Here is a 25,365-nt window from a genome sequence, read left to right on the forward strand (position 1 = left end):
GGGGAAGGCGGTATCTGCGTATGGTTGATCGTGGCTCAGGTGCGCTTTTGCGGGTCTTGTCGCTAAGTGAATAATTTTTGTTGGTAAATTCCGAAAAACGTCAGAAAATTCCCAAAAGCGTTGGTGAATCCCAAAAAACGTCGGCAGCAACGAACAGACGTTGCGCAAATCCACCTTCCAAAGTCAACTCAGGAACAGTCCATAAAAAAGCACCAGTCCGCTCCCCGGCAGACCGCCGGAAAGACACTGGTGCTCCAATCTGCAATTCCTTACGTCATCCTCCGGATATCATCCTTCCGATATTCTCTTCATAAGAAGGATAAATGACACCCTTTTCGGTAATGATGCCCGATATCAGTTCATTCGCCGTCACGTCGAATGCAGGGTTGTAAACTTGGGTTCCCTGAGGAGCAATCCTTACCCCATTGATTTCAGTCAGCTCTTCCGGTGCCCGTTCCTCAATGGGGATGGAGGTACCTGACGGCAGTGTGAGATCAAAGGTGGAAGAGGGGGCCGCCACGTAAAATGGAATAGTATGAAACTGGCATAAGATGGCGAGCATCGATGTGCCGATCTTGTTTGCTGTATCACCATTTGCTGCGATCCTGTCAGCTCCCACGATCACAGCTTCGACTTTCTTTTCCTTAATCGTATGGGCGGCCATGCTATCTGCAATCAGTGTGACATTCACACCGGACTGCAGTAATTCCCACGTTGTCAGCCTTGAACCTTGAAGGACAGGCCGGGTCTCGCATGCATATACATCAAAGTTTTTTCCTTTTTCGCTCCCCAAATGAAAAGGCGCCAAGGCTGTTCCGTACTTGCTGGTTGCGATTGAACCTGCATTGCAGATGGTCATGATCGTGGACTTATCTTTAAGAAGCTCAAGGCCGTACTCGCCGATTTGTCTGCAGATAACTTCGTCCTCCGTATGAAGTTGAATCGCGGTGTGAAGAAGGGTGGTTTTTGCTTCATTGACAGACTTGGCTTTCTCGATTGCTTTTTCCAATGAATCTAATGCCCAGCCGAGATTCACCGCAGTGGGACGGGATGAATACAAATATTCCTTAACCTGTCTGAATTCTAAAATGAACTCAGACAGGTTTACGGTTTGATGTTGATTCATGGTCATTGCCAGTCCGTAAGCTGCAGTAATACCGATTGCAGGTGCACCTCTTACTTTCAAGGTGACGATGGCGTCATAAAATTCATTTAATGAAGAAAGCTTCAGGTATTCAATCTCATGGGGAAGCTTTTGCTGATTTAATATCTCTAAACAGTCATCACGAAAATTCAGTGATGTCGGAATGGTCGTTGTGTTTGTCATGATAGGCTCCTTAAGATGAATGGTTTCGGATCAATTCTGTCAGTTCTTCGATTGAAGAGAGTTTGTGCCTGTTCAGGATGAGTTCTCTGCCAAGGGAGAGTGATTTTCTTTTAGCGTCTAACCTTTTTTCTTTACCTTCAATTCCATCAAGATCTTCCACATGGGCTAGGCCTGCCGTTCTCCTAATAAGCTCACATCCGCTGAATCCTGCGCTGTCTTGAAAGGCTTTGTTCAAGACATATTCCAGGTATCCACGAACTTTTGTATACGCATCTCCGCTTTCCTGCCAATGCTTTGAAAACGTTTCAGAGAATACCTTCCAAGTGTCTGTGATGATCAATAGGATCTCTTCTTTACGTGTTATATCTTCCCTGGTGATGGCCTGAAAAGTCAGATTCGCTATGAACTGCCCAATGTCGAAGCCGATGGGGCCGTAAAAGGCAAACTCCGGGTCGATGACCTTAGTGTGTTTTTCATCTGCGAAAATACTGCCGGTGTGAAGATCGCCGTGCAGGAGTGCTTCGCTCTCAGTGATGAAACTTTTCTTCAGCTTTGCCACTTCAAGTTTCAAGCTGAAATCATTCCAAAATTCCTTTAAAAGGGGCAGGAGTTCTTCTTCAAAATCGTTTGTTTCACTGTTGAAAAAAGGGTCTGTGAAAACCAGATCTTCTGTGATCTTGCAAAGTTCAGGATTTGAAAAGTTCTTTACGTATTCTTTTTTTTTAAAGGGATGCAGGGCATAGTCGGACGTAAAGTACAGGGTGTTGGCAAGGAACGTGCCTATATGTTCAGCTAAATGCGGGAATGGATCACCATTGATCAGTCCTGCCCGCAAGATATTCAAGAAACTCAAATCCTCCATCACCGTGACTGCTAGCAAGTCATCACTATGGTAAACCTGAGGTACCAGCCCAGGGGCATGAATTTCCTGAAGCTTTAATGCATCCGCCTCGATTCTTGCACGGTCCACTGTTAACGGCCAGCTTTCACCAACCACTTTTGCATAGGGGAGGGCCTGTTTTATAATGATCCCTTTTTTGCCATTTTCCGTAATCCGGAAAACAAGGTTCAAGTTCCCATCACCTATTTCACAGCAGGTCAAATCGGCATCTTCTTCAAAAAAGTTCAGGTTGACCGCTAATTCTTTAGCGGTTTGCTCGTTTAGTGATTGATAGCTGGATATCGCTTTGATTGACATTATGGTTCCTCCTTAATCTTCTTGAAAAGTCAGGAGGCTTATTTTCTAAAATGAAAAAAGCCTCTTTCATTGGGGAAAGAGGCTTAAAGAACGAATCTCATTCGCCTCTTATCTCTCAGAAAGGTATCCTTTCTGTTGGAATTAGCACCGTGCCTTATGGAATCTTCCGGCGCATACAGCGCCCCGTCTCACAACGGTATTACGGTCGGTTGCTGGGCTTCACAGGGCCAAATCCCTCAGCCAGCTCTTGATAAGAGTTATTCAGTTGCACTAGCGGTTGCTTCTCAGATTGAAAAGCTTGTGGTTTGAATAGTATCATTATTTGAAATACTGAGTCAATAGCTTTTTGGTAAAATTTTATTTTAATAAAATTCCGGCCGCCGGTCTTGGAAGATCGGGATCTTCTTCCTCACTTCATCTGCTTCATTCAGATCGATTTCCGAAATGATCAATTCCTCTTCAAGGCTTCCTTCCGCTATGATGTCCCCCCACGGACTGATGATCAGCGAATGGCCACCGAATTCGTTCTTTGGATCGCTTCCGGCACGGTTGCATGCGATGACGAAGCATTGATTTTCAATGGCACGTGCCGTTAAAAGGGTCTTCCAGTGCGAAATTCTTTCGGCAGGCCACTGGGCCACCACGAAGACGGCCTTTGCCCCTTCGACTACATGTCTCCTGAACCATTCGGGGAATCGGATATCATAGCAGATCATGCCGGCCATCACTGTATCCAGTATTTTGAACAGGCCGTCTTCCTTACCTGGAAGAAGATAATGGTGTTCATCCATCAGCTTGAATAGGTGAAGTTTGTTATACTGCTTAATGATGTTACCGCTGCTGTCGGCAACAAGGAGTGTGTTTGACACACCATCTGCTGTTTTCTTTGCAATCGAGCCGCCGACAATATGAATGGAATATCGGGAAGAAAGATCTGAAAGAAATGCAGAAATGTCTCTTGCATCTTCATCAGCGATTTCACCGATTCTTGTTAAGTCATAACCGGTCGTCCACAATTCAGGAAATACCACGATATCGCAGTCTGCTTCGACGGCTTTCTTAACCCACATCTGAACCCGTTTTTTATTTTCATCAGGGCGGCCAAATGTGATATCCATTTGTGCCAGTCCAATCTTCATACTCAAAGTAACACCTCATTTTTGAAATTTTCACTTTACAATCATTACTTTACGTTATATCATTTGTGACTAGAATTTGAAAGTAAATAATTTTCTAAAAAGTGCAGAAGGTGAAAAGATGACAACCTTTAAAAAAGCAGAACGAATCAACTCACTGCCGCAGCAGTTTTTCGCATCGCTTACTGGGAAAGTCCAGGAAGTGATGAAACAAGGGCACGATGTAATCAATTTGGGTCAGGGAAATCCGGATCAACCGACACCTCCGCATATCGTCGATGCGATGATAAAGGCGGTAAACTCGCCGGACAACCACAAATATTCCCCATTTCGGGGGTTGGATTCATACAAGGAAGCCATCTCGGTTTTTTATAAGCGGGAGTATGGTGTGGATATCGATCCACAGGAAGAGGTTGCCGTGTTGTTTGGGGGAAAAGCAGGGCTGGTTGAACTGCCTCAATGTCTTCTGAATCCTGGGGAAACGGTGTTGGTACCGGACCCGGGGTATCCGGATTATCTTTCAGGGGTATCCCTGGCAGAGGCCAGAATGGTGACGATGCCGCTCAAAGAAGAAAATCAGTTCCTGCCTGATTATGGAGATATAACATTGGAGGAAAGGGAAAAGGCCAAGCTCATGTTTTTGAACTATCCAAATAACCCCACAGGAGCGGTTGCCTCCCGAATATTTTTTGAAGAGACGGCAGCTTTTGCAAAGAATCACGGGATTTGCGTTGTGCATGATTTTGCATATGGTGCCATCGGTTTCGATGGGAAAAAGCCTGTCAGTTTCCTGGAAGCCGACGGGGCAAAAGACACGGGCATTGAAATTTACACACTCTCTAAAACCTATAATATGGCAGGATGGAGAGTGGGCTTCGCAGTCGGGAATAAAAGTGTGATCGACGCTATCAATATCTTGCAGGATCACATGTATGTGAGTCTTTTCGGTGCTGTCCAGGAAGCGGCAGTGGAGGCTTTGCTCGGTTCCCAGAATTGTGTGGAAGAACTGGTGGCTTCTTATGAATCCAGAAGGAAGACATTTATCAACGGACTGAGGGAAATCGGATGGGATGTAAAGGCACCGGCTGGTTCATTCTTTGCGTGGCTGAAGGTCCCTGAAGGTTTCTCATCTGTGGAATTCTCAGATTTTCTTCTTGAGGAAGTCAATGTGGCAGTAGCACCCGGAGTGGGATTTGGTGAATATGGAGAAGGGTATGTGCGAGCAGGATTATTGACCAGTGAAGAACGCCTCTCTGAAGCCGTGAAGAGAATTGAAAATTTAAAATTATTCGATAAATAGATTGACAGAAATGAAAAATGATGCCATAATCCAACTGAAATTAAATTAATAGCAAATGATTTTTCTTATCAAGAGCAGGCGGAGGGACCAGCCCTATGAAGCCCGGCAACCGACTTTTAAAAAAGCACGGTGCTAATTCTTGCAGCATTATTTTTGCTGAGAGATAAGACAGAGTATTGTATAAAAACCTCTTCTTATCGAAGGGGTTTTTTTGTTGAAAAGTTGCGTTAAAAGAACATACATGATCGGAGGAAGCGTGAATGAGTGAAGTGATTGCAACATATGTTTTGTCCGGAAAGAGCGGTACATTCGAGAAGAAAGCGGAAGGAATCGCACTTGGACTGACGGTAGGTTCATGGACAGATCTTCCCCAGTTGGAACAAGAACAATTAAGAAAGTACAAAGGAAGGGTAGTGGAAATAAACGAACTGGAAAGCGATACGGCAGAAATTCGAATTGCGTATCCATCCGGTAACTACTCAAACGATATACCTGCCATCCTGACGACCGTCTTTGGCAAACTTTCTCTAGATGGCCGAGTGAAACTGACGGATATTGAGTTTTCCGATGATTTAAAGAAAGCATATCCCGGGCCAAGGTTCGGGATTGGAGGAATCAGGGAAAAAGTGAATGTTTTCGACAGACCGCTTCTAATGAGTATTTTTAAAGGGGTGATCGGAAGAGATCTTGATTACCTTCAGTCACAGCTGAGAGCTCAGGCACTGGGTGGTGTGGATCTGGTAAAGGATGATGAAATCCTGTTCGATAATGAATTGACGCCATTTGAAGAAAGGATAAAGGCCGGCACCAACATTCTTCGAGAGGTTTTTGAAGAAACAGGGGCCCGCACTCTCTACGCAGTCAATTTATCCGGACGGACAGCCACATTAAGGGAAAAAGCAAGAAGGGCGAGAGAACTTGGGGCTGATGCCTTATTGTTCAATGTGTTTACATATGGACTGGATGTACTGCAGGAGTTAAGGGAAGATGAAGAAATCAGCCTTCCTATTATGGCCCATCCTTCTTTTTCCGGTGCTTCAGCTGCATCCCCTCAATACGGGGTGAGTTATTCTTTGTGGCTTGGTAAATTTTTAAGGATGACCGGCGCAGATTTATCTTTATTCCCTTCTCCTTATGGAAGTGTGGCATTAGACAAAAAACAAGTGTTGGCCATCAGGGATGAATTAGTTAAACCTGATGAATTCAATGAGACATTCCCGGTTCCTTCCGCAGGGATTCATCCAGGGCTGGTACCACAGTTGATTGCTGACTTTGGGCATGAGTGTGTCATAAATGCAGGGGGAGGAGTGCATGGCCATCCGGATGGTGCTGCAGGAGGAGGGAAGGCCTTCCGGCAGGCAATAGAAGCTGTATTGGATGGAACGACTCTTGTTGAGGCGGCATTTGCAAATAAAGAATTGGATGAAGCCCTCAAGTTATGGGGAGAGGGGGCTGCTGTCAGTGTCAAGAAATGATTATAGTACTCAATGGGATGAGCTCGCACAAGTGAAAAAAGAGCTTGCAGACCGGGATTGGTTCATGGGGACGAGCGGGAACCTGGCCATCAGGGTCAGTGCTTCTCCGACCGCTTTTCTCGTTACAGCAAGCGGGAAAGACAAAAGGAAGCAAACGGATGAAGACTTCTTGCTGGTAGACGAAAGAGGAGAACCACTTAAAGACACCACCCTGCGCCCATCTGCGGAGACACTTCTTCACAGCAAGATTTTTCAGAGCAGTCAGGCTGGTTGCAGCCTTCATGTCCATACAGTCCCGAATAACGTAGTGAGTGAGCTGTACGGTGACAGAGGGGAAATTACTTTCAAGGACCAGGAATTGATTAAGGCTTTTGATAAATGGCAAGAGGATGACACGCTGACTATTCCGATCATTCATAATCACGCACATATTCCCCGTCTGGCAGAAGAGTTTTCCCCTCATGTAACAGGGGATAAAGGGGCCGTGCTGATCCGCAATCATGGAATCACCGTGTGGGGACGCAATGCTTTTGAGGCTAAGAAACTTCTTGAAGCATGCGAATTTTTATTTCAGTACCAACTATCACTATTAACTTTAAAAAACATCAAACAGCCCATTTAGGAGGAATCAATATGACTACAATCAAGATACAGGAATCCCGGGAGATAATAGATAACCAAGAAGAAGTTGTCTCTTTCTTACAAGACCAAGGGGTCATTTATGAAAGCTGGACACTTTCAAAGCTGGATGACAGTCTGCATGAAAAGTTCGATTTATCCGATTCCGAAAAGGAGAGCATCATCGAAGCGTTCAGGGAAGAAATAGAAGATATATCCGCGAGAAGGGGATATAAGGCATGGGACGTCATTTCATTGTCTCCCACTACACCAAATCTTGAGGAACTCCTTAAAAACTTCCAGCAGGAGCATCATCATACTGACGATGAAGTCCGTTTCATCGTGAGCGGGCATGGTGTCTTCATCATTCAAGGCAAAGACGGAAGATTCTTCGAGGTTCATTTGTATCCGGGTGACTTGATTTCGGTACCGGAAAATATTCGACATTATTTTACACTGAGCGATGATAAACAAGTGGTGGCCATCCGTATATTTGTCACACAAGAAGGCTGGGTACCGATCTATTAAGTAAGCTCTTTTCACAAAGATTGTTGGTATTCCCTGGTGAAAAGTCAGCAATTGCCAGTCAAGCTATCTTGTACAGTCTGGAAAAGTGCACGCCAGCAAGGAATATATCGGTAAAAAGGATTTAGTATAAGTAAAACCCGAACTAATTTGCATGAGGTGAGGCAAATTAGCTCGGGTGTTTAATTTGTTCATTGCACATTTAGGTTTTAACTCATTCAGCAGATGACCTAAAGTGGCTAGCCGCCGGAGCTGGACAGGATCTGCCGCGAGAATGCGGGGAGGCTCACGGGCTGTCCGCGGAAAGCGAAGTCTTGCACGGAAATCAATAGCGTTGTTTAGAGTCCATTCTGAAGTGTTCGTCTTTAGACATGGAATTTTAAGTTTTGTCCAAACCTCTTTGTTGAAAGGAGGTTTTAACATAAAAAGTATGATAAAAGAACCCAGAGCATAAGTTAATGTAATTCTTAGTTATGGAGGAGTGTTGGGGTGAAACTGATTCCGATTTCGATAAACAGCAGCTATTTCAATGACATGCTTAACTTATACCGGCTTCTGCATGGCAGCGATCCATTAGACATGCAAAAACAATTTAAAAGACATTTAGGGTACCCCGGATTCGAAGGATATTTCGCAGTCTCCGGCAATAAACTGGCGGGGTTCATATACGGTTACACCTCCCGCGATGGACAGTATTATCATGATTTACTGGCTAAACATCTCAAGAGGGAGGAGATGTGGTTAAAAGACTGCCTGGAACTCGCCGAATTAGGAGTCCATCCCCATTACAGAAGGGAAGGAATAGCTAAGACATTAACCGCACAATTGCTTGAAAACAGAAAAGAATCCACAGCGTTGCTGACTGTAAGAAAAGATAATGCCGGTGCCATCCTTTTTTATAAAAAGTTGAATTGGCAAGTTATAAAGGATGGATTCTTTCCGAATACACCCTATGAATACATAATTATGGGAAAGAAATTTCAGAAAGGGCGTGTCAACTGACGTGGCGATTTTTGTCAAAAAAACAGACATTACTAGGGATTTTGTCTTGTTTTGCGAATCTATTTACTTTTCTGAGAATAGTTGCGATACTAACTAAGTAACGTTTTTATTAATAGAGTCAGCTTTACGGAAAAGGTGATTCGAACAATCAACTGCCGCGTTATCACTGTATACAATAAGTATTTCAGTTGGATTTTCAGACGGACAGTCACAAAACAAAAAGGAGTTAGTACGAAATGGGTCAATATCTTAAAAAGAAGTGGTTACTAGTAAAAATTAATCAAAAGCGTGCTGAAATGATTTCGCTCGGGGAAAACATGGGGCTGGGAGCACAGGAAACGATCGAGTGCAGCCAGCAATTGGATGATCTCTTGAACCAATATCAAAAATGTACTAAACGAACTTATAACTTTCAAGAAGTTGTTCCTTATGAATTCAGCCAGGCGATTAAAACCTTACTCAAAAAAACAGCATCATAATATCCCCACAATAACACCTTTTAGGATAAGAAACCTCACAGAATGACCACTAACTATGAAATCAACAACTTCATTTATTAAAAATGAAAATAAATTACCTTCCATGTGAAAACCCCTGTATCGGCAACGGACTGGTACAGGGGTTTTTCTGCTGTCTTTAAGAGATTGACTAATCCACTAATTTCTAGTATAATATTTTGAAACTGAGATATTAGTTCAAAGGAATGAAGAACATGACAGAAAACCAAGATACAAAACAATCATTAAAACTTTTTATCGTACTCTCACGTGCTTATAAAGCATTAAATGAAGAGATTAATAAGAACATACAAGAAAATGGTTTGAATCCCACAGAGTTTGCTGTTCTGGAATTGCTTTATCACAAAGGGGATCAGCCGCTGCAGCAAATAGGCGGAAAAATCCTGTTAGCCTCCGGCAGCATCACGTATGTTGTGGATAAATTAGAGAAAAAAGGGCTGCTTAAACGGGTTGCCTGTCCCAATGACCGGCGTGTGACGTATGCACAAATTACTGATGAAGGCAGGAGTCTGATCGACAAGATCTTTCCGAATCATGAAATGAGGATTCATGAATTGATGTCGGCACTTACTCAAGAAGAAAAGAGTGATGTAATCGATTTGGTCAAGAAGCTGGGGCTTTCCATCAAGAATCTATCATATTGAAAGATATAAAGAGTCTTTCCAAGGAAAGACTCTTTTTTTATGTAGGAAAAACAGAAGTACAGGTCGAATACAATAGATGGACTTTAAAAAGGGGGATTTTATATGAAGTTTGAACAATATACATACGAACGGCCGAATCTGCTTGAAATCAAAGATGGAATCAACCAGGCCCTGAAAACGTTTAAACAAGCCGATACAGCGGACGAACAAGTAAAAGCAATGAAGGAAATCAATGAACTGCGACTTCATTTCGATACGATGCTAAACATTTGCTATATCCGACATTCAATTAACACAAATGATGATTTCTTTAAAGCAGAACAGGATTATTTCGATGAAGCCATGCCTGATTTCCAGGGTCTCGTTACTGATTATTATAAGGAGCTCCTGAATTCTTCTTTCAGGGCGGATCTGGAGGAGCGCTTTGGAAGACAGTTATTTTCACTGGCGGAAAGTGAAATCAAAACCTACTCACCTGAAGTGGTAAAGCTGCTCCAGGAAGAGAATAAACTATCTTCCAAGTATACGAAATTAATGGCTTCTGCAAAAATCCCATTCCAAGGGGAAGAAAGGACACTCGCTCAGATGGGGCCTTTCACTCAAGCTGTGAACCGGGAGACCCGCAAAGAGGCCACGCTTGCTTCCGTCCGTTTCTTTGAAGAGAATCAGGAAGAACTGGACGGCATCTTTGATGATCTCGTCAAGGTCCGCCACAAAATAGCTGTCACTCTTGGTTATGAAAACTTTGTTGAACTCGGCTATTACCGAATGACGAGAACAGATTACACACCGGAAATGGTGAAAGTGTTCCGTGAGGGTGTAAAAAATCATGTGGTGCCGTTGGTGAGTAAATTAAAAGAGAGACAAGCTGACAGAATTGGAATCAGTTCCATGAAATTTTATGATGAAGGGTTTAAATTCACTTCCGGGAATGCTGTCCCTAAAGGAGACCCCCAGTTCATCATTGAAAATGGTAAAAAGATGTATGAAGAATTATCGCAGGAAACAAAAGAATTCTTTCACTTTATGATAGAGCGCAGCCTGATGGACCTGGAAGCGAAGAAAGGTAAGGCCGGAGGGGGCTATTGCACATACATGCCGAATTATGCGTCCCCCTTCATCTTTTCGAATTTCAATGGGACTTCCGGTGATATTGATGTCCTGACTCACGAGGCCGGCCATGCATTCCAAGTATACAGCAGCAGGGGTTTCGATATTCCGGAGTATCAGTGGCCGACATACGAAGCCTGTGAAATCCATTCGATGAGTATGGAGTTTTTTACATGGCCATGGATGGAACTGTTCTTCAAGGAAGATACGGACAAATATAAATTCTCCCATTTAAGCGATGCCCTTCAATTCCTGCCATATGGAGTCGCGGTAGACGAATTCCAGCATTTCGTTTACGAAAATCCCGAAGCGGGTCCCGCAGAGAGGAATGCAGCCTGGAGGGAGATTGAAAAAGAATATCTGCCTGGCAGGGATTATGACGGTATCGATTATCTTGAAGCTGGCGGCTTCTGGCAGCGTCAATCGCATATTTATAACTCGCCTTTTTATTATATCGATTACACACTTGCGCAGATCTGTGCATTCCAATTCTGGGTAAAAATGAACGAGAATCGTGAAGAAGCATGGAATGATTATGTAGATCTTTGTAAACTTGGCGGAAGTCTTTCGTTCACTGAGCTTGCAGCTTCAGCCAACCTTGATTCACCTTTTAAAGAAGGGGCAGTAGAAGAAGTGGTCGAGCCGATCGCAAAGTGGCTGGATCAAATAGATGATAAGAATCTTTAAAAAATAACAGTCTATTTTCGTAGCGGGTAACTGCTCCGTGTTTAAACGAAAATGCACCAAAAAAGGAGTGCCTTCTCAAATAGATTTTGCCACTCCTTTTTGTGATTTGAAGGTATGAATGCCGGGGTAATCTGCTCCATGCTAAGTAAAGAACAAAGGTACCTATCACAGAGAAACCTTTAATGGCAGAGCATGCGTTTTCGTTCAAGCAGGAAGTTTCAGTCTATATGAAAGCCGAACTAATTTGCCTTTTGGAAAATTAGTTCGGCTTTTTTGATTATACAAATATATATGTAATTAATTCCCATCGATTGCTTGTAGTGTAAGACGAAGACTCTTGACCGAAAGGCGGGAGGGCTTTGGTCAAAGGATGGTGGCATAAGACGTACCAGTCATGAAGGGGTTGTTTGCCTGAGCGAACGATTTGGCTTTCTGAGCCCTGCAGCTGGACAATAGAAAAGGGGAGGCGGCTTGCTCAGCCCCGACAAGCATAAAATGGGTTTGCCGGGAGGAGGGGTGTCCTTTTTAGTCCAATCGGTGTTAAATTTGGATACTTTTGGTAAGTGGCGGAATAAATTTAAACATTCAAAGATTATTGAGCAGAATTCGAAGATTAATGTATGAAATTGAAAGAAAAAGTCCTGTTTTCGAAAGATTACGGACAAAAATTAAAAGATTCCCCTGATTTACCCTCATTCCGCAGGGTGAATTAAAGCGTTCATATAGCCAAAACTCAGATTAACACCTACTATTCGGTTACAGCAATCTCATATTCCCCCGTTAGAATGCCTGTTACCTCTATAAACAACGACATCATGAACCCAAAAGGCTGGCAGCCGGATTTGGGCAGAATAAGCATCTGAAATGACAGGAGCCTCACAGGCTACTCGCGTAAAGCGAAGTATTGCACGAAAATCAATAGCGGTGTTTTAAGTCACTTCTTAAACTTTCGTTAAAACAAGTACCTCATTCAAGTAAATAGGTAATTTATTGTCCTTTTGCTTCTGATTTCTTCAGCTTGTACATAGAGTGAAGTAGAAGAGGTATGAGGTGAGTGAATGAAAAGAATATCAGGGGCATTTCAAATCGCTGCTGTGTATGTCGGAACGGTAATCGGTGCAGGGTTCGCAACGGGAAGGGAAATAGTGGAGTTTTTCACCCGTTTTGGATTCATCGGTTTCATCGCCATCTTATTCAGTGGATACTTATTCATTACCATGGGTACACGGATCATGCTCAAGTCACATGATATGCAGGCAAAGTCCTTTGAACAATTTAACGAATACCTTTTTGGGAAATGGTTCTCAAAATTCATGAATATCATGATGATGGTGATGCTGATCGGTGTATCGGCGGTCATGCTGTCAGGTGCAGGCGCAGTATTCAAGGAACAACTTCTGATGCCGAAACAGTTTGGAGTCCTCTTGACAATCGTGCTTGGATTCCTGACGATGATGATCGGTATGAAAGGACTCTTTGCCGTTAATACATTCGTTGTGCCGCTCATGATCATGTTCAATTTATTCCTGATGGGACACTCGGTTACAGATGCAAGATTTTTAGAGGCTTTCCTGACTATCCCGCCGGTGGATGACGGCTGGAAATCAGTGGTCGCCCCTTTTTCGTATGTTGCTTTCAATTTGGCTATGGCCCAGGCTGTCCTTGTGCCTGTTGCGAGTGAAGTAGAGGACAGGAAAGTGATTAAATATGGAGGTTATTTAGGCGGTTTGTTTCTGACGCTTATTTTGATCTCGAGCCATATGACCCTGGTCTTGATCCCGGAGGTCACTTTGTATGAAATACCAATGGCAGCAGTGATGAAATCATTTGCTGCAGGGTTGTATTTTATCTATATCCTTATCATTTATGGTGAAATCTTTACTTCTGTCATCGGCGGTGTGTTCGGTTTGGAGAAACAGCTGGCAGGTTATTGGAAAGGGCCTTCCCTCGTTACATTTACGGCGATCTTTTCAATGATCTATTTACTGAGCTTTTTTGAATACAGTGAATTATTATCATATTTATATCCGTTGTTCGGTTATTTGAGTCTATTGTTTTTAGTACTTCTCTGGATGAAACATGACAGTGAAAAATGATCGCTCCTAGGGGTTATTTCTTCTTTTTTTGCTTAACATAAACATGTAGCTAATAAAGGAGGAAACATAATGACGAAATCGAAGCACGAAAAAGAAAGACAATGGAATGTAAGGAAAGAGGACCAAAAACCGCATGGCAAGGTACCTTCATTCAAAGAGTTATCGCAGCCGGATAAAGGAAAATAATAAAAGGGGGTGGCTCCAGGCCACCCCCTTTTATTGTATATATTGCGGATCTAGCTGTTTTCATCCGTTTGATTTGCGTCTTCGGTTTTATATTTATTTGGAAAAAAAGAATTTCTTACTGCATCCCGGTCCCAATCAGGCAGGCCGCAGCTGGAAGCCAGTTCTTCGAGGTGCTTCATCAAGAACTTCATGTCCAGGTTTTGCAGGCTGTCATAATCGATTCCTTCCAAAATATAATCCTTGAATGTCCAAATTATCTTCTTAACGTCTTTCTTATTATTTTCTGCTATCATCCTGAGTGATCTCAGCATTTCGGCGATCACTGATATATCATGCTTACCATAATGCCGCAGCTGATAAAAACTCTGGTACAGATAATCTTCAAAATCCGGCTGCTCAAGGATGATGCGTATATTGCCTTCTTCATCTGCAATATGAGATCCTGGAAGCTTGTGTCTTGCTAATTTTGATAAGATGATCCCTATCTCCTCGATGCAATTTTTAGCAGTGTTCGGATCATTTATGGCAGGAGAAATGGCTCTGAGGGCGATTTCGACCAATTTTCTTATCCCGAGATCAATATCTTCGATCGGTTCCTTATCCGGGCCCAGAATAATAAAATTCAAATATTCTTCAGGTTTTATATCATCTTCCTCCGACCAGATTGTCATTGCTGCGGTTCCCTCCAGGAGATATTCGCCTGGCGTCTTGATCATGCGTACAATGCAGTCATTTGATACCGCTCTATGAAGCAGCCCTTCAATTTCAATATGCTGCAGATAACCGGATTCATTACTATATACATAACACGCCTCTGTATCCTCAAAAGATAAGGGATCGATTCCAGTGTGTGTCGATTCCAATTTATCTTTTTTTCTGTAAAGCGGGCTATTCTCAATTTTATGGTTCGTTTTAATCGTAATATTATGAATAAGGTTACTGACTTTAACCCAGTTCGAAACATGATGAACGAAATAAACAAATACAAAGAGGCAGATGATTGCCACTATTGCAGCAAATGCAGCAGATATGAAAAGCTCCTGTCCGGATTCGTCTTTCAGGAGAATAAGAAGGGTGATGCAGTAAACGACCCCAGAAACAAAAATGGCAAGAACGCGCTGGGTTGGCCGGTCATTGATGAAATTTTGAAGTGTCCTGGGTGAATATTGGGACAGAAAGGTTGTGAGTACAACCATTATAGTGGAAAAGGTAATGGTGGTCATGGTCATGATTGAAGAGGCAATGGTACTGATGATGGTCATGCTTAAGTCGAAGTTGGCAAACAATACTTTAGGGAGCAGCGGATAGTCGTGCTGGCTCAGCCACCAATCAAATGAAAAGGTGACAAGTGCAAGCACGAGTGAAATCAATGAGAAAACGAGCGGTATGAACCAAAAGCTTTTTTGGGCTTTTTTCAGGATATGGACATTCAGATGCATCTTCGTTGGGCCACCTTTTGTTTTATATGCTATAAGAATATCCTGAACGAAAGAAAAGAAACTATTCATTCCCTTCGCCCGCGGTAAAAAATTTAGATTAGTACAGGCAGCCGGTACCCACTTCCACCGGCCATTATGGCTAGTGTTTAGAGAAAAGTAATGATAGAGCAGCCGGCCCCCTCTAATAAAAGGAATGATTATTGCTCAATGATTTTATAGTTTTTATGATTTACAACTGTCTTTTCTTCAAGTTCCAGATCCCTGTAATTTTTCATATAAGTCAGATCGACAATGACAGAATTCTCGTTTACTTTTTCCACAACTCCTTTTAACCCTTCTTTAAATTCAATGACATTTCCAATTTCTGCTTTTTTCATTAGAGGCATCTCCTTTTTGCCAAAATTCTACAATCAATTACTAATATTTTGACTGAAACGAACTGAAAGGTAAAGAGTTTTCTAATAATTTAATAAAAAAACTAATGTTTGCAGTATTCTTAGAGTGGATTACAATAAGATTAGACAATTTGGGAGGAGGCTCATACCATTATGGAAAGCGAAATCATAAAGATGCTGGAAGCACTGAGGAATAAGGAAGTAGAAGAAATCTCTGTAGAAAAAGAAGATTTTCTTTCCTTCAGGGCTGTCCTGGTAAAACAACCGGATTTCAAACATTTCAGGGGAATTGCCGCTCACGGCGGCCATGTACGTTATCAGTATCTGGAGAACCCGAGAAGCTGAGATGTGATGAATGTGTTGTAAGCATTATGATATAAAGGCAGGTTTGATTAGAGCAGGTAACCATTTCCGGATGAAATCCTTAACCAACCTTGTTATTGTATAGGGTGAATCTCGTTAAGGGGGAATATCACATGAAAAAACATATTATCTCAGGTCTTGCAGCAATCAGCATGCTTGCTTTTACTAGTTCCGCGGCAGCGGCAGAAGGCGTTCACACCGTGAAGAATGGTGAATCGCTTTGTGATATCGGTAAAGCAAATTCTGTTTCTGTACTAGATTTGATGAAAGAGAATGGTTTGAAATCACATGAGATCCACCCGGGACAAACGATAAGCCTTCCGGAAAGAGATGTAAGCGAAGAAGATAAAGCACTGCTTGCAAAACTGGTTCAAGCTGAAGCAAAAGGTGAGCCATATGCAGGCAAGGTGGCAGTTGCTACTGTTGTCCTGAACAGGGTCGACTCGGATGAGTTTCCCGATTCAGTTAAAGAAGTAGTATACGAGGTTTCCAATGGACATTATGCCTTTTCACCCGTCCAAAATGGAGAAATCAATAATAGTCCTTCGGATGAATCCAAAAAAGCCGTAGAAGAAGCACTTGCCTTTAGAGGTCAGGGCCAGGGTTCCCTGTTTTTCTATAACCCGGATACTTCAAGCAGCAGCTGGATTACTTCAACCGATACGGTATTGACGATCGGGAACCACGTTTTTGCAAAATAATAAAATTAACAACATATGTTGAAAAGCGATTAACCTGCCATCCTACTAATATGGCAGGTTAATCTTTTTTTGGGAGCTGTTTTTTTGCCTGCCCAAAAAGGGTAATCTAATCTATGTATAAAATAGGAAGGAGAGATGATGTATGACAAAGCGTGTAGTCTGTATTACAGGAGGAGCCAATGGAATCGGTAAATCGCTTGTGGAGCATTTTGCCAAGTTAGGTGATGTAGTCCATTTCTTTGATAAAGACCGTGAAGCCGGTGTTAGGCTTGAGGGGGAACAAGTGAAAAGGGGCAGCTCAGTCGTGTTCCATCACATTGATGTCTCCTCACCTGAAGAAATCAAAAACGGATTTCAAGCTATTCGAAGGAATCACGAGTTTCTCGATGTACTTGTCAATAATGCGGGGGTATCAAAATTCAAATCATTCTGGGAGATGACGCCAGAGGATTGGAATAGCATTATATCCGCGAACCTCAGCAGTGTCTTCCACTGCTCACGGGAGGCTGCCGGGCTAATGAAAGATAAAGGGGGTGCAATCATCAATATTGCTTCCACCAGAGCCCAGATGTCTGAACCCCATACAGAAGCTTATTCTGCAACCAAGGGGGGCATCTCAAGCTTGACCCACTCCCTTGCTATCACCTTGGGGGAATACGGCATCCGCGTAAATTCCATCAGCCCCGGATGGATTGAAACAGGTGACTATTCCGCCCTGCGTGAAATAGATCACAGTCAGCATCCGTCAGGGCGTGTAGGAAAACCGGAAGATATTGCAAGGGCATGCCGTTTTCTGGCTGACCCTGAAAACGACTTCATTACCGGTGAAAATCTCGTTATAGACGGAGGCATGACGAGAAAAATGATCTATGAACATTAACCACTTGAGATTCCTGATTCTTGAACTGATGAATATAATGAATATTTGCTATATTTTTACTATTTCATTATAATTAGGTCAGAAAAAGGGGGATCAGAATGACTCAATTAACAGAGATAAAAAAAGAAATGAACAAGGTACTGGTCGGAAAGGACAAAGAAATAGACCTGCTTTTGATTGCCTTGCTGCAAGGTGGTCATGTTTTACTGGAGAGCGTTCCGGGGACAGGCAAGACATTACTGGCGAAAACATTCTCTCAATGCATAGAAGGAATGTTCAGGAGGATCCAATTCACCCCGGACGTCCTGCCAAGCGATGTGACCGGCATACAGTTCTTCAATCCCAAGACCCAGGAATTTGAACTCCGGACCGGACCGGTGATTTCAAACGTCCTGCTGGCTGACGAAATCAACCGTGCCACTCCGAGAACACAGGCAAGTTTACTTGAGGTCATGGAAGAGAAACAAATTACTATTGATGGCGAAACGGTTCCATTAAACCCGCCTTTCATCGTAGTTGCCACTCAAAATCCAATCGAATCACAGCAGGGGACGTTTCCGCTTCCAGCAGCCCAGCTGGATCGATTTTTACTGAAGATCCCTTTTACATATCCTGAATTTGAGGAAGAAAGAATGATTTTGAGCCGTTTTAAATCGGAACAGCCTTTGAATGCGGTGAGGGCCGTCATGAGTTTATCTGAAGTAGAAGCTTTGTCCAGAGAGGTAAAGAAGGTACATGTCTCAGCTGATATAGAGTCATATATCCTGCAAATGACAAGGGGAACGAGAGAACACGAATTGATTGAAGTAGGGGCAAGTCCAAGAGCAAGTCTGGCACTTCTGAAAGCCGCACAGGGTCAGGCCTTTATTGAGGGCAGAGATTTTGTCAGACCTGAAGATGTTTTACTTGCAGCTCCTTATGTCCTGCAGCATAGAATCCAACTGACCGCAGAAGCTTCACTGACCAAGTCCGAGGAAGAAGTTATAGCAAACTTGATTGAAACCATCATTCTTCCAGTTGAAACGAGGTAGCGAAAGTGACTTGGAAGCGTGAAGTGATCGAGGAGGGACCATATAACGGATTAAGTGAAATTCTTTTAATCATTCTGACAGCAGCGAGCTTATTCTTTCAGTTCTACCCTGGAGCGGGGATATTTTTGCTCTGTATCGCTTATTTTCGGATTCATAAATGGTACCTTGAAAATATCGGGAAAGAGTTGAAAATAAGGCAGCTGCCGAAGCGCATACGTCTTCACCCTGAAGAAAAAGGAAACTGGGAAATCCATTTTGATAATGAAGGAATGCCGTTATGGGGGGCTGTTTTGAGACTCACTTTCAAAGATATCGTAGAACCGGCCGATACTCCTTTTGAAACATATCACGGGGGAAACATCGAAGTGTCGATTCCCTTCTCGATGGGGAGAGGGGAGAGTGGAAAGGTTTCCCTGCCGATTGTAGGTAAAAGAAGGGGCCTCTGCCGTTTGACTAAAGTACAAATCCTCATTCCTCATTTATTTGGAAGCGGTAAAGTGCTAATGGATTTGATGGAGCCAGTAAAATCTACTGTCATGGTATTCCCAACCCCGGCTCCTGTCTTGCTTGAGAATAATCATGACTCCCATGACATTGGCGAGGTCCCTGCTCTGCATTCGTTATTTTACGATGTATTTCAGCCGATAGGCACAAGGGAATATGTACCTGGTGACAGGTTTCAGGACATACACTGGAAAGCAAGCGCAAGGACGCAAGTGTTACAGACAAAGGTCTTTGCACCCGCAGTGAAGAAAGAGTGGATGATTGCCGTAAACCTTTCAGAAAAGTACTCAATCACGAGGGACCTCGAAAAGATCATTAAACATACTGCATTTTTAATGCATCTTGCTGCCGGGCAGCAGATTTCTTTTTCACTGGTAGTGAATATCAGGAGTCAGGGGATCACCCCGTTCTATTACTTACCGTCAGGCACAGGCAGGAAACATCAGCAAAGAGCTCTTGAAATGCTTTCGGCATTATCGACTGACGATTCGACGATTCCGTTTCATATTGTATTGCAGCATCTTTCCATCCGTCAGCTTGTCCCTTCAGTATTGATCACTGCAGGCATACTTTCGGTGGAAAGCGAGAAAAGATTAAGTAAGATCAGAGCGGGTCACAGGGAAATTTACTCAATGTATATTGAAGATAAACAAGGAGTCGTCACGATATGGAAACAAAGATCGAAAATTCCTTCTTAACCGTCAGGGAGCAGCAGCTTCTGCTTAAAATAGCTTTATTATTTGGGGTGGACCTTCTGTTCGTGATGCTCTCTGCAACCCTGCTGATTGAACAGGAGGGCATCCTGACCCGATACGTCCCGTTTATGTCAGTTGTGTTTCTCTTCCTTTACCCGGCCATGATCATTTGGGTCAAGAAGAAAGGCATTCATTCCTTGATACTGTACTCAGTCCTTCTGTTTTCAGGGGCAGCAGGTTTCTATCTGTTTAACATTACCCTGTGGATGACGGCGGTTATCCTATTATTTCTTCATTGGAGAGTAGGCTCATATTTTCAAAGTGAAGATGATCAAATTGATGTCTCCAGCCCGATTATTCTAGGGTTTTTATGTCTATCTGCCTTTTCGCTTATCATAGGGAATGCAAGGGATTTGGGTAATGGCATGATTATACTGACCCTGATCCTGCTAATGTTTTCCCTTGTTTCAACCGTGACCAGCTTCCAGCGGATGCTCATAGGCGGTACCGGTGAAGGGAGCTCTAATAAAAGAAATCTTATGAAGCCCTTTGCTGTATTGCTCGTTGTGTTGGCTGCAGGAGGTGTTTTATCGGTTTTCAGTTCATATGCAAGGATGGGGTTTTACTGGATTTTGAATAAAGTATTCTGGCTCTTTTCCTTCCTTGTCAATCCTTTATTTGCATTGTTAGTGAAGGTAAGGGATTGGATCATGAGTAAGATTTCGAGGGATACGCTGTCCGGTTTTGGGTTGAAGCTTCCTGAAGAAAAGCTTGATGAGGCACAGCAAGCGGCTTTCTATGATGGAATGTCTTATCCTTGGCTGAACGAAATATTGATTGCTGTCTTTATCCTGGGCGTCATCATCTATTTCATTAAAAAGAAGAAAATAGCATATGAAGTAGAAACCGGTGGTCAAATGTCCCCTCTAATGTCAAAGTTTAAAAAGAGGGAGCTCAAACAAAAAGAGATTTCAGGGGCTATTCATTATTCAGCAGCGGGGAATGCCATCCGACAAGCGGTGAAGGAGCTGGAAAAAGAGGCGGCTGCCAAAAAAATTGGCAGGAAACCTAATGAAAACATCCGGGCCTGGTTTTTCAGAATGGGGTTAAATGAAGATGAGGCTTTCTTTAAACTATATGAAACAGTCAGATATGGAACCAAGATCCCGGATGAAAAAGAAGTATCCTCTTTTGTAAAACGCACAAAAGAGCATATGACTGCTTTGAATGACAGAGATAGATAAATAAACTGATGCGGGCTTAGTCTGCATCAGCTTTTTTAATTCGCTTGTTCATAGGGTAAGATAACAGTGTATAAAGGAAAGGGAGGTTTGGCTATTGTTATTTGCCATCAAAGACCTGGTCTACAAAGATATACTGGAAATAGGAGAGATGGACATACCTGAAAACAAAAATACGTGCATCATCGGAGAAAGCGGTGGGGGTAAATCCACCCTTCTCAAAATGTTCAACAAAATGTACATACCTGATAAAGGAACGATTCATTATAAAGGCAATCCAATCAAGGATATGGACCCTGTGAATCTGCGAAGGGAAGTGGTAATGATATCTCAGACACCTTTACTCTTTGGTGACACCATAGAAGAAAATCTTCAGAAAGGATTGATTTTCTCTGAAAAGCAAACCGCAAGCCGTGAAGAAATGACTCAGGCGTTGAAAATTGTGAAGCTGGACAAGGATTTGGATACGGATGCAAAAGAGCTATCCGGCGGTGAAAGGCAGCGGTTGTCGCTTGGGAGGGTGCTTCTGATGAAACCTGAAGCATATCTGCTGGATGAGCCGACCTCCGCTTTGGATGAGGAAACAGAATTAGAAGTGATGAAGAGCTTTATTGTAGCTGCACGGGAACATGGGGGGACAGTGGTTATGGTGACTCATTCAACGAATGTTGCTGAACAATATGGTGACGAAATAATCAGGATTTCAAAAAGGTAGGGAGCGATTGACAGGTGGAAAAAGGAATCATTAATATTGAGCTTTGGAGATTTATTGCAGCGTATGCGTTCATCCTGCTTTTGTTAATCATCGTAAAACTAAGGGGGATTTCGCGGGAAAAGCAAATCATCATTGCATCTTTGAGAATGACATTCCAATTGATCATCGCCGGATACATCCTGACTATTATTTTTGACAACCCAAGTCCGTGGCTGACATTGTTGATCATCTTAGTCATGGAGGTATTCGCAATCCGGAATGTCTTTAAACAGGTGAAACACGAGTTAAGTAAACAGCTTAAAGCCACGGTTAGTATTGCGATGACGGTCGGTACCCTTGGCTGCCTGTTTTATTTCAATATCGTAGTCATTCACTTCACTCCCTGGTATGAACCGAGGTATTTCATTCCGATAGCGGGAATGATCGTCGGGAATTCAATGACAGGAATCACGTTGGGGCTCAATACGCTCCTCGGAGGGCTGAAAGACCAGAGAGAATTAGTGGAGGGTGCATTGATGCTGGGGGCTACACCAAAAGCGGCATCCAAGAAATATGTCGATGATGCTTTCGACTCTGCCATTCTGCCTACTCTGAATAATATGATCGGCATGGGGATCATTTTCCTGCCGGGAATGATGACCGGCCAGATACTTTCAGGTGTCAGCCCGCTGGTGGCAATCGAGTATCAAATCGCCATTCTTCTTGGAATCGTAGGAAGTGTTGCGCTGACAGTCATCCTATTCATTTACTTAGGCTATAAGTTCCTCTTCACTAAACATTCCCAGCTGAATATTTAGGTTAATCTCCCGTTTTGGTAAAAATGATAGAAAGAAGGATCCTCCCGTTCTTTTTACCTTATATGTCTGCATATGATAGAGAAAGAAGAATAGGGAGGAGAAATCTTTATGAAGTATGAAACAGAGCAAGCACTTCGGGTGAAGAGTCTGGCGATGGATGTTATAGAAGAATTGATGAAAGATGAACCGTGCTATGAAGCGAGAGACCTGAAACAAGTCTCTGAACTGTTCGCACGGTGCATTTGTGACCTCGTGAACGTATATACCAATATCTCGGAAGACCATCAAACAACACTCAGCGGAACAGTGATCAAAGCCAGGATCGGGTATAATACACTGCTTAAAAACACATCTATTAATGTTAGGAATAATAAGCATATTGAAAAAAGAGATTGATTCTAACTTCGATCTTTTTGAAATATCTCATTTTTTGTTTAAATGACGGATTGCTCCCTCTGTTAAAAGCTAATTTCCCAGAGATGAATCCGAGGTGGCTCACAGGTCACTTGCGGAAAACGAAGTCCTGCACGGAAATCAACCGCAGCAACTCATTTTTGGGGGAAACTTAAAATGGCAAACATAATAGTGGCAAATATATGAAATACTAAAAAAATAAAGCTTTACAATTGTGTATATCGCCATTGCATGCTATTCTTTTTTATTGAGCAGGCTTATAGGAAGAATGGATTAATCACTAGAAATAGTTGACGTTTTCTTCATAATCCATTACTTTTATGAAGCAACCAAAAACATTGTAGAATAAGGAGTCGATTCATAATGGCACAAAAAACATTTACAGTTACAGCTGAAACAGGAATCCATGCCCGCCCGGCAACTTTATTAGTTCAAACGGCTAGCAAATTCGACAGCGATGTACATCTTGAATACAAAGAAAAGAAAGTAAACTTGAAATCAATCATGGGTGTTATGTCTCTAGGTGTCGGTAAAGATGCTCAAATCACAATCATTACAGAAGGCAGCGACGAAGAAGAAGCACTTAAAAGCCTTGAAGAAACATTAAATAAAGAAGGTTTAGCTGAGTAATGTCAAGCATTTTAAAAGGCATTGCGGCATCTAACGGGATTGCCATCGCGAAAGCCTACCGTCTGGTAGAACCTGATTTAAGCTTCGATAAGAAGTCTGTTGAAAATGCAGACGAAGAAGTTGCTCGTTTTCAGAAAGCAATTTCAACTTCTAAATCAGAGCTGGAAGCGATCCGTGATAAGGCAAGGGAAGACCTGGGGGAAGACAAGGCCCAGATCTTTGAAGCACATCTTTTGGTACTAAGCGATCCAGAATTATTGACACCTATTGAAGATAAAGTGAAAACTGAAAGTGTAAATGCTGAATATGCACTGAAAGAAACTGCTGATATGTTTGTTAATATGTTTGAGTCCATGGATAACGAATATATGAAAGAACGTGCAGCAGATATAAGAGACGTAACAAAACGGGTTCTGTCACATTTACTTGGCGTGCAGATTGCCAACCCAAGTATGGTGACTGAGGAAGTGATTGTCATTGCAGAGGACCTGACTCCATCTGACACTGCACAATTAAACCGTCAGTTCGTTAAAGGATTCACAACTGATATCGGAGGCAGGACTTCTCACTCCGCTATTATGGCACGTTCAATGGAAATCCCTGCAGTGGTGGGTACAAAGTCGATTACTTCCTCCGTTGAAAATGGAGACGTGGTCATCGTAGACGGCTTAAATGGGGAAGTACATATCAACCCTACACCTGAGGTCATTGAAGAGTACAAGAAGGAACATGCCCGCTATGAGGAACAAAAAGCGGAATGGGCAAAGCTTGTCAATGAGCCGACAGTTTCCAAAGACGGCCAGCATGTTGAACTTGCAGCAAACATCGGAACACCTAAAGATTTAGAAGGTGTAAGAAACAACGGCGGTGAGGGAGTCGGCCTTTATCGTACCGAATTCCTGTACATGGGACGAGATGAGCTTCCGACCGAAGAAGAGCAATACGAAGCATACAAAGCAGTATTGGAAGGCATGGAAGGAAAACCTGTTGTCGTGCGTACGCTTGATATCGGGGGAGACAAAGAGCTTCCATACTTAAATCTTCCAAAGGAAATGAACCCATTCCTTGGTTATCGTGCAATCCGTCTTTGTCTCGATGAACAGGACATCTTCCGTACGCAGTTGAGAGCCTTGCTGAAAGCAAGTCCTTACGGAAATCTGAAAATCATGTTCCCTATGATTTCAAATCTCCAGGAGTTCCGCGAAGCAAAAGCGATTCTTGAAGAAGAGAAAAAAGCACTTCAAGAGAATGGTACAAAGGTTGCTGACCGCATTGAAGTGGGAATCATGGTTGAAATTCCATCGACTGCTGTCATGGCTGATGTATTCGCGAAGGAAGTCGATTTCTTCTCAATTGGAACAAATGACTTGATCCAATATACAATGGCAGCCGATCGTATGAATGAACGCGTGTCTTACCTGTATCAGCCATACAATCCTGCTATCCTGCGCCTTGTGAAAATGGTCATTGATGCCGCTCACAAAGAAGGCAAATGGGCAGGTATGTGCGGTGAGATGGCTGGAGATGAAATTGCTGTTCCAATCTTACTAGGTTTGGGACTGGACGAATTCTCGATGAGTGCTACTTCCATTTTGAGAGCACGTTCTCAAATCCATCGTCTGAACAAGAGTGATATGAAAAAGCTTGCTGAAGAGGTACTTCAGCTCGACACAAATGATGAAGTCATCAAGGCGGTCGAAAAAGCTGTTTCAAATGACTAAAAAATGTTTATTTGTCT

The 25,365-nt window shown here is 42.8% G+C and carries 26 protein-coding genes and 2 riboswitches; of the genes, 21 read left to right on the top strand and 5 right to left on the bottom strand.

The window, feature by feature from the left end; translation table 11 throughout:
* Positions 1–274 precede the first annotated feature (274 nt).
* The 3 genes from mtnA to AS034_RS09255 form a co-directional block, all read right to left on the bottom strand.
* Positions 275–1,327 carry an S-methyl-5-thioribose-1-phosphate isomerase gene (gene mtnA, locus AS034_RS09245; RefSeq protein ID WP_058298300.1) on the bottom strand — a complete coding sequence of 351 codons (1,053 nt, stop codon included), beginning with the start codon at positions 1,325–1,327 and terminating at the stop codon, positions 275–277.
* Positions 1,328–1,337: 10 nt separating this feature from the next.
* Positions 1,338–2,525 carry an S-methyl-5-thioribose kinase gene (gene mtnK, locus AS034_RS09250; RefSeq protein WP_058298301.1) on the bottom strand — a complete coding sequence of 396 codons (1,188 nt, stop codon included), beginning with the start codon at positions 2,523–2,525 and terminating at the stop codon, positions 1,338–1,340.
* Between the two features lie 105 nt (positions 2,526–2,630).
* Positions 2,631–2,782, bottom strand: a riboswitch (SAM riboswitch).
* 105 nt (positions 2,783–2,887) lie between these two features.
* Positions 2,888–3,670 carry a carbon-nitrogen family hydrolase gene (locus AS034_RS09255; protein ID WP_419184978.1) on the bottom strand — a complete coding sequence of 261 codons (783 nt, stop codon included), beginning with the start codon at positions 3,668–3,670 and terminating at the stop codon, positions 2,888–2,890.
* A gap of 112 nt (positions 3,671–3,782) precedes the next feature.
* Between AS034_RS09255 and AS034_RS09260 the strand changes: the two genes are divergently transcribed.
* The 10 genes from AS034_RS09260 to AS034_RS23140 all read left to right on the top strand — a co-directional run bounded on the left by AS034_RS09260 (position 3,783) and on the right by AS034_RS23140 (position 13,822).
* Positions 3,783–4,961, top strand: coding sequence for a pyridoxal phosphate-dependent aminotransferase (locus AS034_RS09260; RefSeq protein ID WP_058298303.1), 1,179 nt, complete (start codon positions 3,783–3,785; stop codon positions 4,959–4,961).
* Positions 4,962–5,023: 62 nt separating this feature from the next.
* Positions 5,024–5,131, top strand: a riboswitch (SAM riboswitch).
* A 90-nt stretch (positions 5,132–5,221) separates the two neighbouring features.
* Positions 5,222–6,436, top strand: a complete 1,215-nt coding sequence (locus AS034_RS09265; RefSeq protein ID WP_032089071.1) for a 2,3-diketo-5-methylthiopentyl-1-phosphate enolase — start codon at positions 5,222–5,224, stop codon at positions 6,434–6,436.
* A complete protein-coding gene (locus AS034_RS09270; protein ID WP_058298304.1) occupies positions 6,423–7,058 on the top strand; it encodes a methylthioribulose 1-phosphate dehydratase in 636 nt (211 codons plus the stop codon). Before AS034_RS09265 ends, AS034_RS09270 begins: the two co-directional genes overlap by 14 nt.
* Positions 7,059–7,069: 11 nt before the next feature.
* Positions 7,070–7,582 (top strand): 1,2-dihydroxy-3-keto-5-methylthiopentene dioxygenase, encoded by a 513-nt coding sequence (locus AS034_RS09275; protein WP_058298305.1) that lies wholly within the window; start codon positions 7,070–7,072, stop codon positions 7,580–7,582.
* 486 nt (positions 7,583–8,068) lie between these two features.
* Positions 8,069–8,581, top strand: coding sequence for a GNAT family N-acetyltransferase (locus AS034_RS09280; RefSeq protein WP_058298306.1), 513 nt, complete (start codon positions 8,069–8,071; stop codon positions 8,579–8,581).
* A 236-nt stretch (positions 8,582–8,817) separates the two neighbouring features.
* A complete protein-coding gene (locus AS034_RS09285; protein ID WP_032089067.1) occupies positions 8,818–9,060 on the top strand; it encodes an aspartyl-phosphate phosphatase Spo0E family protein in 243 nt (80 codons plus the stop codon).
* Between the two features lie 224 nt (positions 9,061–9,284).
* Entirely contained in the window at positions 9,285–9,743 is a 459-nt protein-coding gene (locus AS034_RS09290; RefSeq protein WP_411158967.1) for a MarR family winged helix-turn-helix transcriptional regulator, read from the top strand.
* Positions 9,744–9,845: 102 nt separating this feature from the next.
* Positions 9,846–11,540, top strand: coding sequence for a M3 family oligoendopeptidase (locus tag AS034_RS09295; RefSeq protein WP_058298307.1), 1,695 nt, complete (start codon positions 9,846–9,848; stop codon positions 11,538–11,540).
* 1,058 nt (positions 11,541–12,598) lie between these two features.
* A complete protein-coding gene (locus AS034_RS09300; protein WP_058298308.1) occupies positions 12,599–13,636 on the top strand; it encodes a YkvI family membrane protein in 1,038 nt (345 codons plus the stop codon).
* Positions 13,637–13,705: 69 nt separating this feature from the next.
* Complete coding sequence (locus AS034_RS23140; protein WP_231938030.1) at positions 13,706–13,822, top strand: DUF6254 family protein; 117 nt, start codon at positions 13,706–13,708, stop codon at positions 13,820–13,822.
* Between the two features lie 50 nt (positions 13,823–13,872).
* Here AS034_RS23140 and AS034_RS09305 read toward each other — a convergent pair whose 3' ends face one another.
* Together AS034_RS09305 and AS034_RS09310 are read right to left on the bottom strand one after the other, a co-directional pair.
* Positions 13,873–15,261 (bottom strand): DUF2254 domain-containing protein, encoded by a 1,389-nt coding sequence (locus AS034_RS09305; protein WP_058298309.1) that lies wholly within the window; start codon positions 15,259–15,261, stop codon positions 13,873–13,875.
* A gap of 197 nt (positions 15,262–15,458) precedes the next feature.
* Positions 15,459–15,638, bottom strand: a complete 180-nt coding sequence (locus AS034_RS09310; RefSeq protein ID WP_032089063.1) for a YkvS family protein — start codon at positions 15,636–15,638, stop codon at positions 15,459–15,461.
* Positions 15,639–15,809: 171 nt separating this feature from the next.
* Between AS034_RS09310 and AS034_RS09315 the strand changes: the two genes are divergently transcribed.
* The 11 genes from AS034_RS09315 (at position 15,810) to ptsP (ending at position 25,348) form a co-directional block, all read left to right on the top strand.
* On the top strand, positions 15,810–16,001 hold the full coding sequence (locus AS034_RS09315; RefSeq protein ID WP_032089062.1) for a hypothetical protein: 192 nt from the start codon (positions 15,810–15,812) through the stop codon (positions 15,999–16,001).
* A gap of 131 nt (positions 16,002–16,132) precedes the next feature.
* Positions 16,133–16,720, top strand: a complete 588-nt coding sequence (locus AS034_RS09320) for a cell wall hydrolase (protein ID WP_058298310.1) — start codon at positions 16,133–16,135, stop codon at positions 16,718–16,720.
* Between the two features lie 142 nt (positions 16,721–16,862).
* A complete protein-coding gene (locus tag AS034_RS09325; protein WP_058298311.1) occupies positions 16,863–17,600 on the top strand; it encodes an SDR family oxidoreductase in 738 nt (245 codons plus the stop codon).
* Positions 17,601–17,698: 98 nt separating this feature from the next.
* A complete protein-coding gene (locus tag AS034_RS09330) occupies positions 17,699–18,631 on the top strand; it encodes an AAA family ATPase (protein WP_058298312.1) in 933 nt (310 codons plus the stop codon).
* 5 nt (positions 18,632–18,636) lie between these two features.
* Positions 18,637–19,833: a DUF58 domain-containing protein gene (locus AS034_RS09335; protein WP_058298313.1), complete on the top strand. Its 1,197-nt coding sequence runs from the start codon at positions 18,637–18,639 to the stop codon at positions 19,831–19,833.
* Positions 19,803–21,074, top strand: a complete 1,272-nt coding sequence (locus AS034_RS09340; protein WP_058298314.1) for a hypothetical protein — start codon at positions 19,803–19,805, stop codon at positions 21,072–21,074. The genes AS034_RS09335 and AS034_RS09340 overlap by 31 nt, the downstream gene beginning before the upstream one ends.
* Before the next feature lie 148 nt (positions 21,075–21,222).
* Positions 21,223–21,786 (top strand): ABC transporter ATP-binding protein, encoded by a 564-nt coding sequence (locus tag AS034_RS09345; RefSeq protein WP_058298727.1) that lies wholly within the window; start codon positions 21,223–21,225, stop codon positions 21,784–21,786.
* A 14-nt stretch (positions 21,787–21,800) separates the two neighbouring features.
* Entirely contained in the window at positions 21,801–22,583 is a 783-nt protein-coding gene (locus AS034_RS09350) for an ABC transporter permease (RefSeq protein ID WP_058298315.1), read from the top strand.
* A gap of 108 nt (positions 22,584–22,691) precedes the next feature.
* Positions 22,692–22,979: a hypothetical protein gene (locus AS034_RS09355; protein WP_058298316.1), complete on the top strand. Its 288-nt coding sequence runs from the start codon at positions 22,692–22,694 to the stop codon at positions 22,977–22,979.
* Positions 22,980–23,360: 381 nt separating this feature from the next.
* Positions 23,361–23,627, top strand: a complete 267-nt coding sequence (locus AS034_RS09360; RefSeq protein WP_032089054.1) for a phosphocarrier protein HPr — start codon at positions 23,361–23,363, stop codon at positions 23,625–23,627.
* Positions 23,627–25,348 carry a phosphoenolpyruvate--protein phosphotransferase gene (ptsP, locus tag AS034_RS09365; protein WP_058298317.1) on the top strand — a complete coding sequence of 574 codons (1,722 nt, stop codon included), beginning with the start codon at positions 23,627–23,629 and terminating at the stop codon, positions 25,346–25,348. The genes AS034_RS09360 and ptsP overlap by 1 nt, the downstream gene beginning before the upstream one ends.
* Positions 25,349–25,365: the final 17 nt, after the last annotated feature.

This window comes from [Bacillus] enclensis, from assembly GCF_001456935.1.
Taxonomy (GTDB): domain Bacteria; phylum Bacillota; class Bacilli; order Bacillales; family Bacillaceae_B; genus Rossellomorea; species Rossellomorea enclensis.

Bases quoted from the DNA above. Each gene is read 5' to 3' on its own strand.
- mtnA (WP_058298300.1), bottom strand. From the start codon at position 1,327: ATGACAAACACAACGACCATTCCGACATCACTGAATTTTCGTGATGAC.
- mtnK (WP_058298301.1), bottom strand. From the start codon at position 2,525: ATGTCAATCAAAGCGATATCCAGCTATCAATCACTAAACGAGCAAACC.
- AS034_RS09260 (WP_058298303.1), top strand. From the start codon at position 3,783: ATGACAACCTTTAAAAAAGCAGAACGAATCAACTCACTGCCGCAGCAG.
- AS034_RS09265 (WP_032089071.1), top strand. From the start codon at position 5,222: ATGAGTGAAGTGATTGCAACATATGTTTTGTCCGGAAAGAGCGGTACA.
- AS034_RS09275 (WP_058298305.1), top strand. From the start codon at position 7,070: ATGACTACAATCAAGATACAGGAATCCCGGGAGATAATAGATAACCAA.
- AS034_RS09285 (WP_032089067.1), top strand. From the start codon at position 8,818: ATGGGTCAATATCTTAAAAAGAAGTGGTTACTAGTAAAAATTAATCAA.
- AS034_RS09290 (WP_411158967.1), top strand. From the start codon at position 9,285: ATGAAGAACATGACAGAAAACCAAGATACAAAACAATCATTAAAACTT.
- AS034_RS09295 (WP_058298307.1), top strand. From the start codon at position 9,846: ATGAAGTTTGAACAATATACATACGAACGGCCGAATCTGCTTGAAATC.
- AS034_RS09300 (WP_058298308.1), top strand. From the start codon at position 12,599: ATGAAAAGAATATCAGGGGCATTTCAAATCGCTGCTGTGTATGTCGGA.
- AS034_RS23140 (WP_231938030.1), top strand. From the start codon at position 13,706: ATGACGAAATCGAAGCACGAAAAAGAAAGACAATGGAATGTAAGGAAA.
- AS034_RS09305 (WP_058298309.1), bottom strand. From the start codon at position 15,261: ATGCATCTGAATGTCCATATCCTGAAAAAAGCCCAAAAAAGCTTTTGG.
- AS034_RS09310 (WP_032089063.1), bottom strand. From the start codon at position 15,638: ATGAAAAAAGCAGAAATTGGAAATGTCATTGAATTTAAAGAAGGGTTA.
- AS034_RS09315 (WP_032089062.1), top strand. From the start codon at position 15,810: ATGGAAAGCGAAATCATAAAGATGCTGGAAGCACTGAGGAATAAGGAA.
- AS034_RS09320 (WP_058298310.1), top strand. From the start codon at position 16,133: ATGAAAAAACATATTATCTCAGGTCTTGCAGCAATCAGCATGCTTGCT.
- AS034_RS09325 (WP_058298311.1), top strand. From the start codon at position 16,863: ATGACAAAGCGTGTAGTCTGTATTACAGGAGGAGCCAATGGAATCGGT.
- AS034_RS09330 (WP_058298312.1), top strand. From the start codon at position 17,699: ATGACTCAATTAACAGAGATAAAAAAAGAAATGAACAAGGTACTGGTC.
- AS034_RS09340 (WP_058298314.1), top strand. From the start codon at position 19,803: ATGGAAACAAAGATCGAAAATTCCTTCTTAACCGTCAGGGAGCAGCAG.
- AS034_RS09345 (WP_058298727.1), top strand. From the start codon at position 21,223: ATGGACATACCTGAAAACAAAAATACGTGCATCATCGGAGAAAGCGGT.
- AS034_RS09355 (WP_058298316.1), top strand. From the start codon at position 22,692: ATGAAGTATGAAACAGAGCAAGCACTTCGGGTGAAGAGTCTGGCGATG.
- AS034_RS09360 (WP_032089054.1), top strand. From the start codon at position 23,361: ATGGCACAAAAAACATTTACAGTTACAGCTGAAACAGGAATCCATGCC.
- ptsP (WP_058298317.1), top strand. From the start codon at position 23,627: ATGTCAAGCATTTTAAAAGGCATTGCGGCATCTAACGGGATTGCCATC.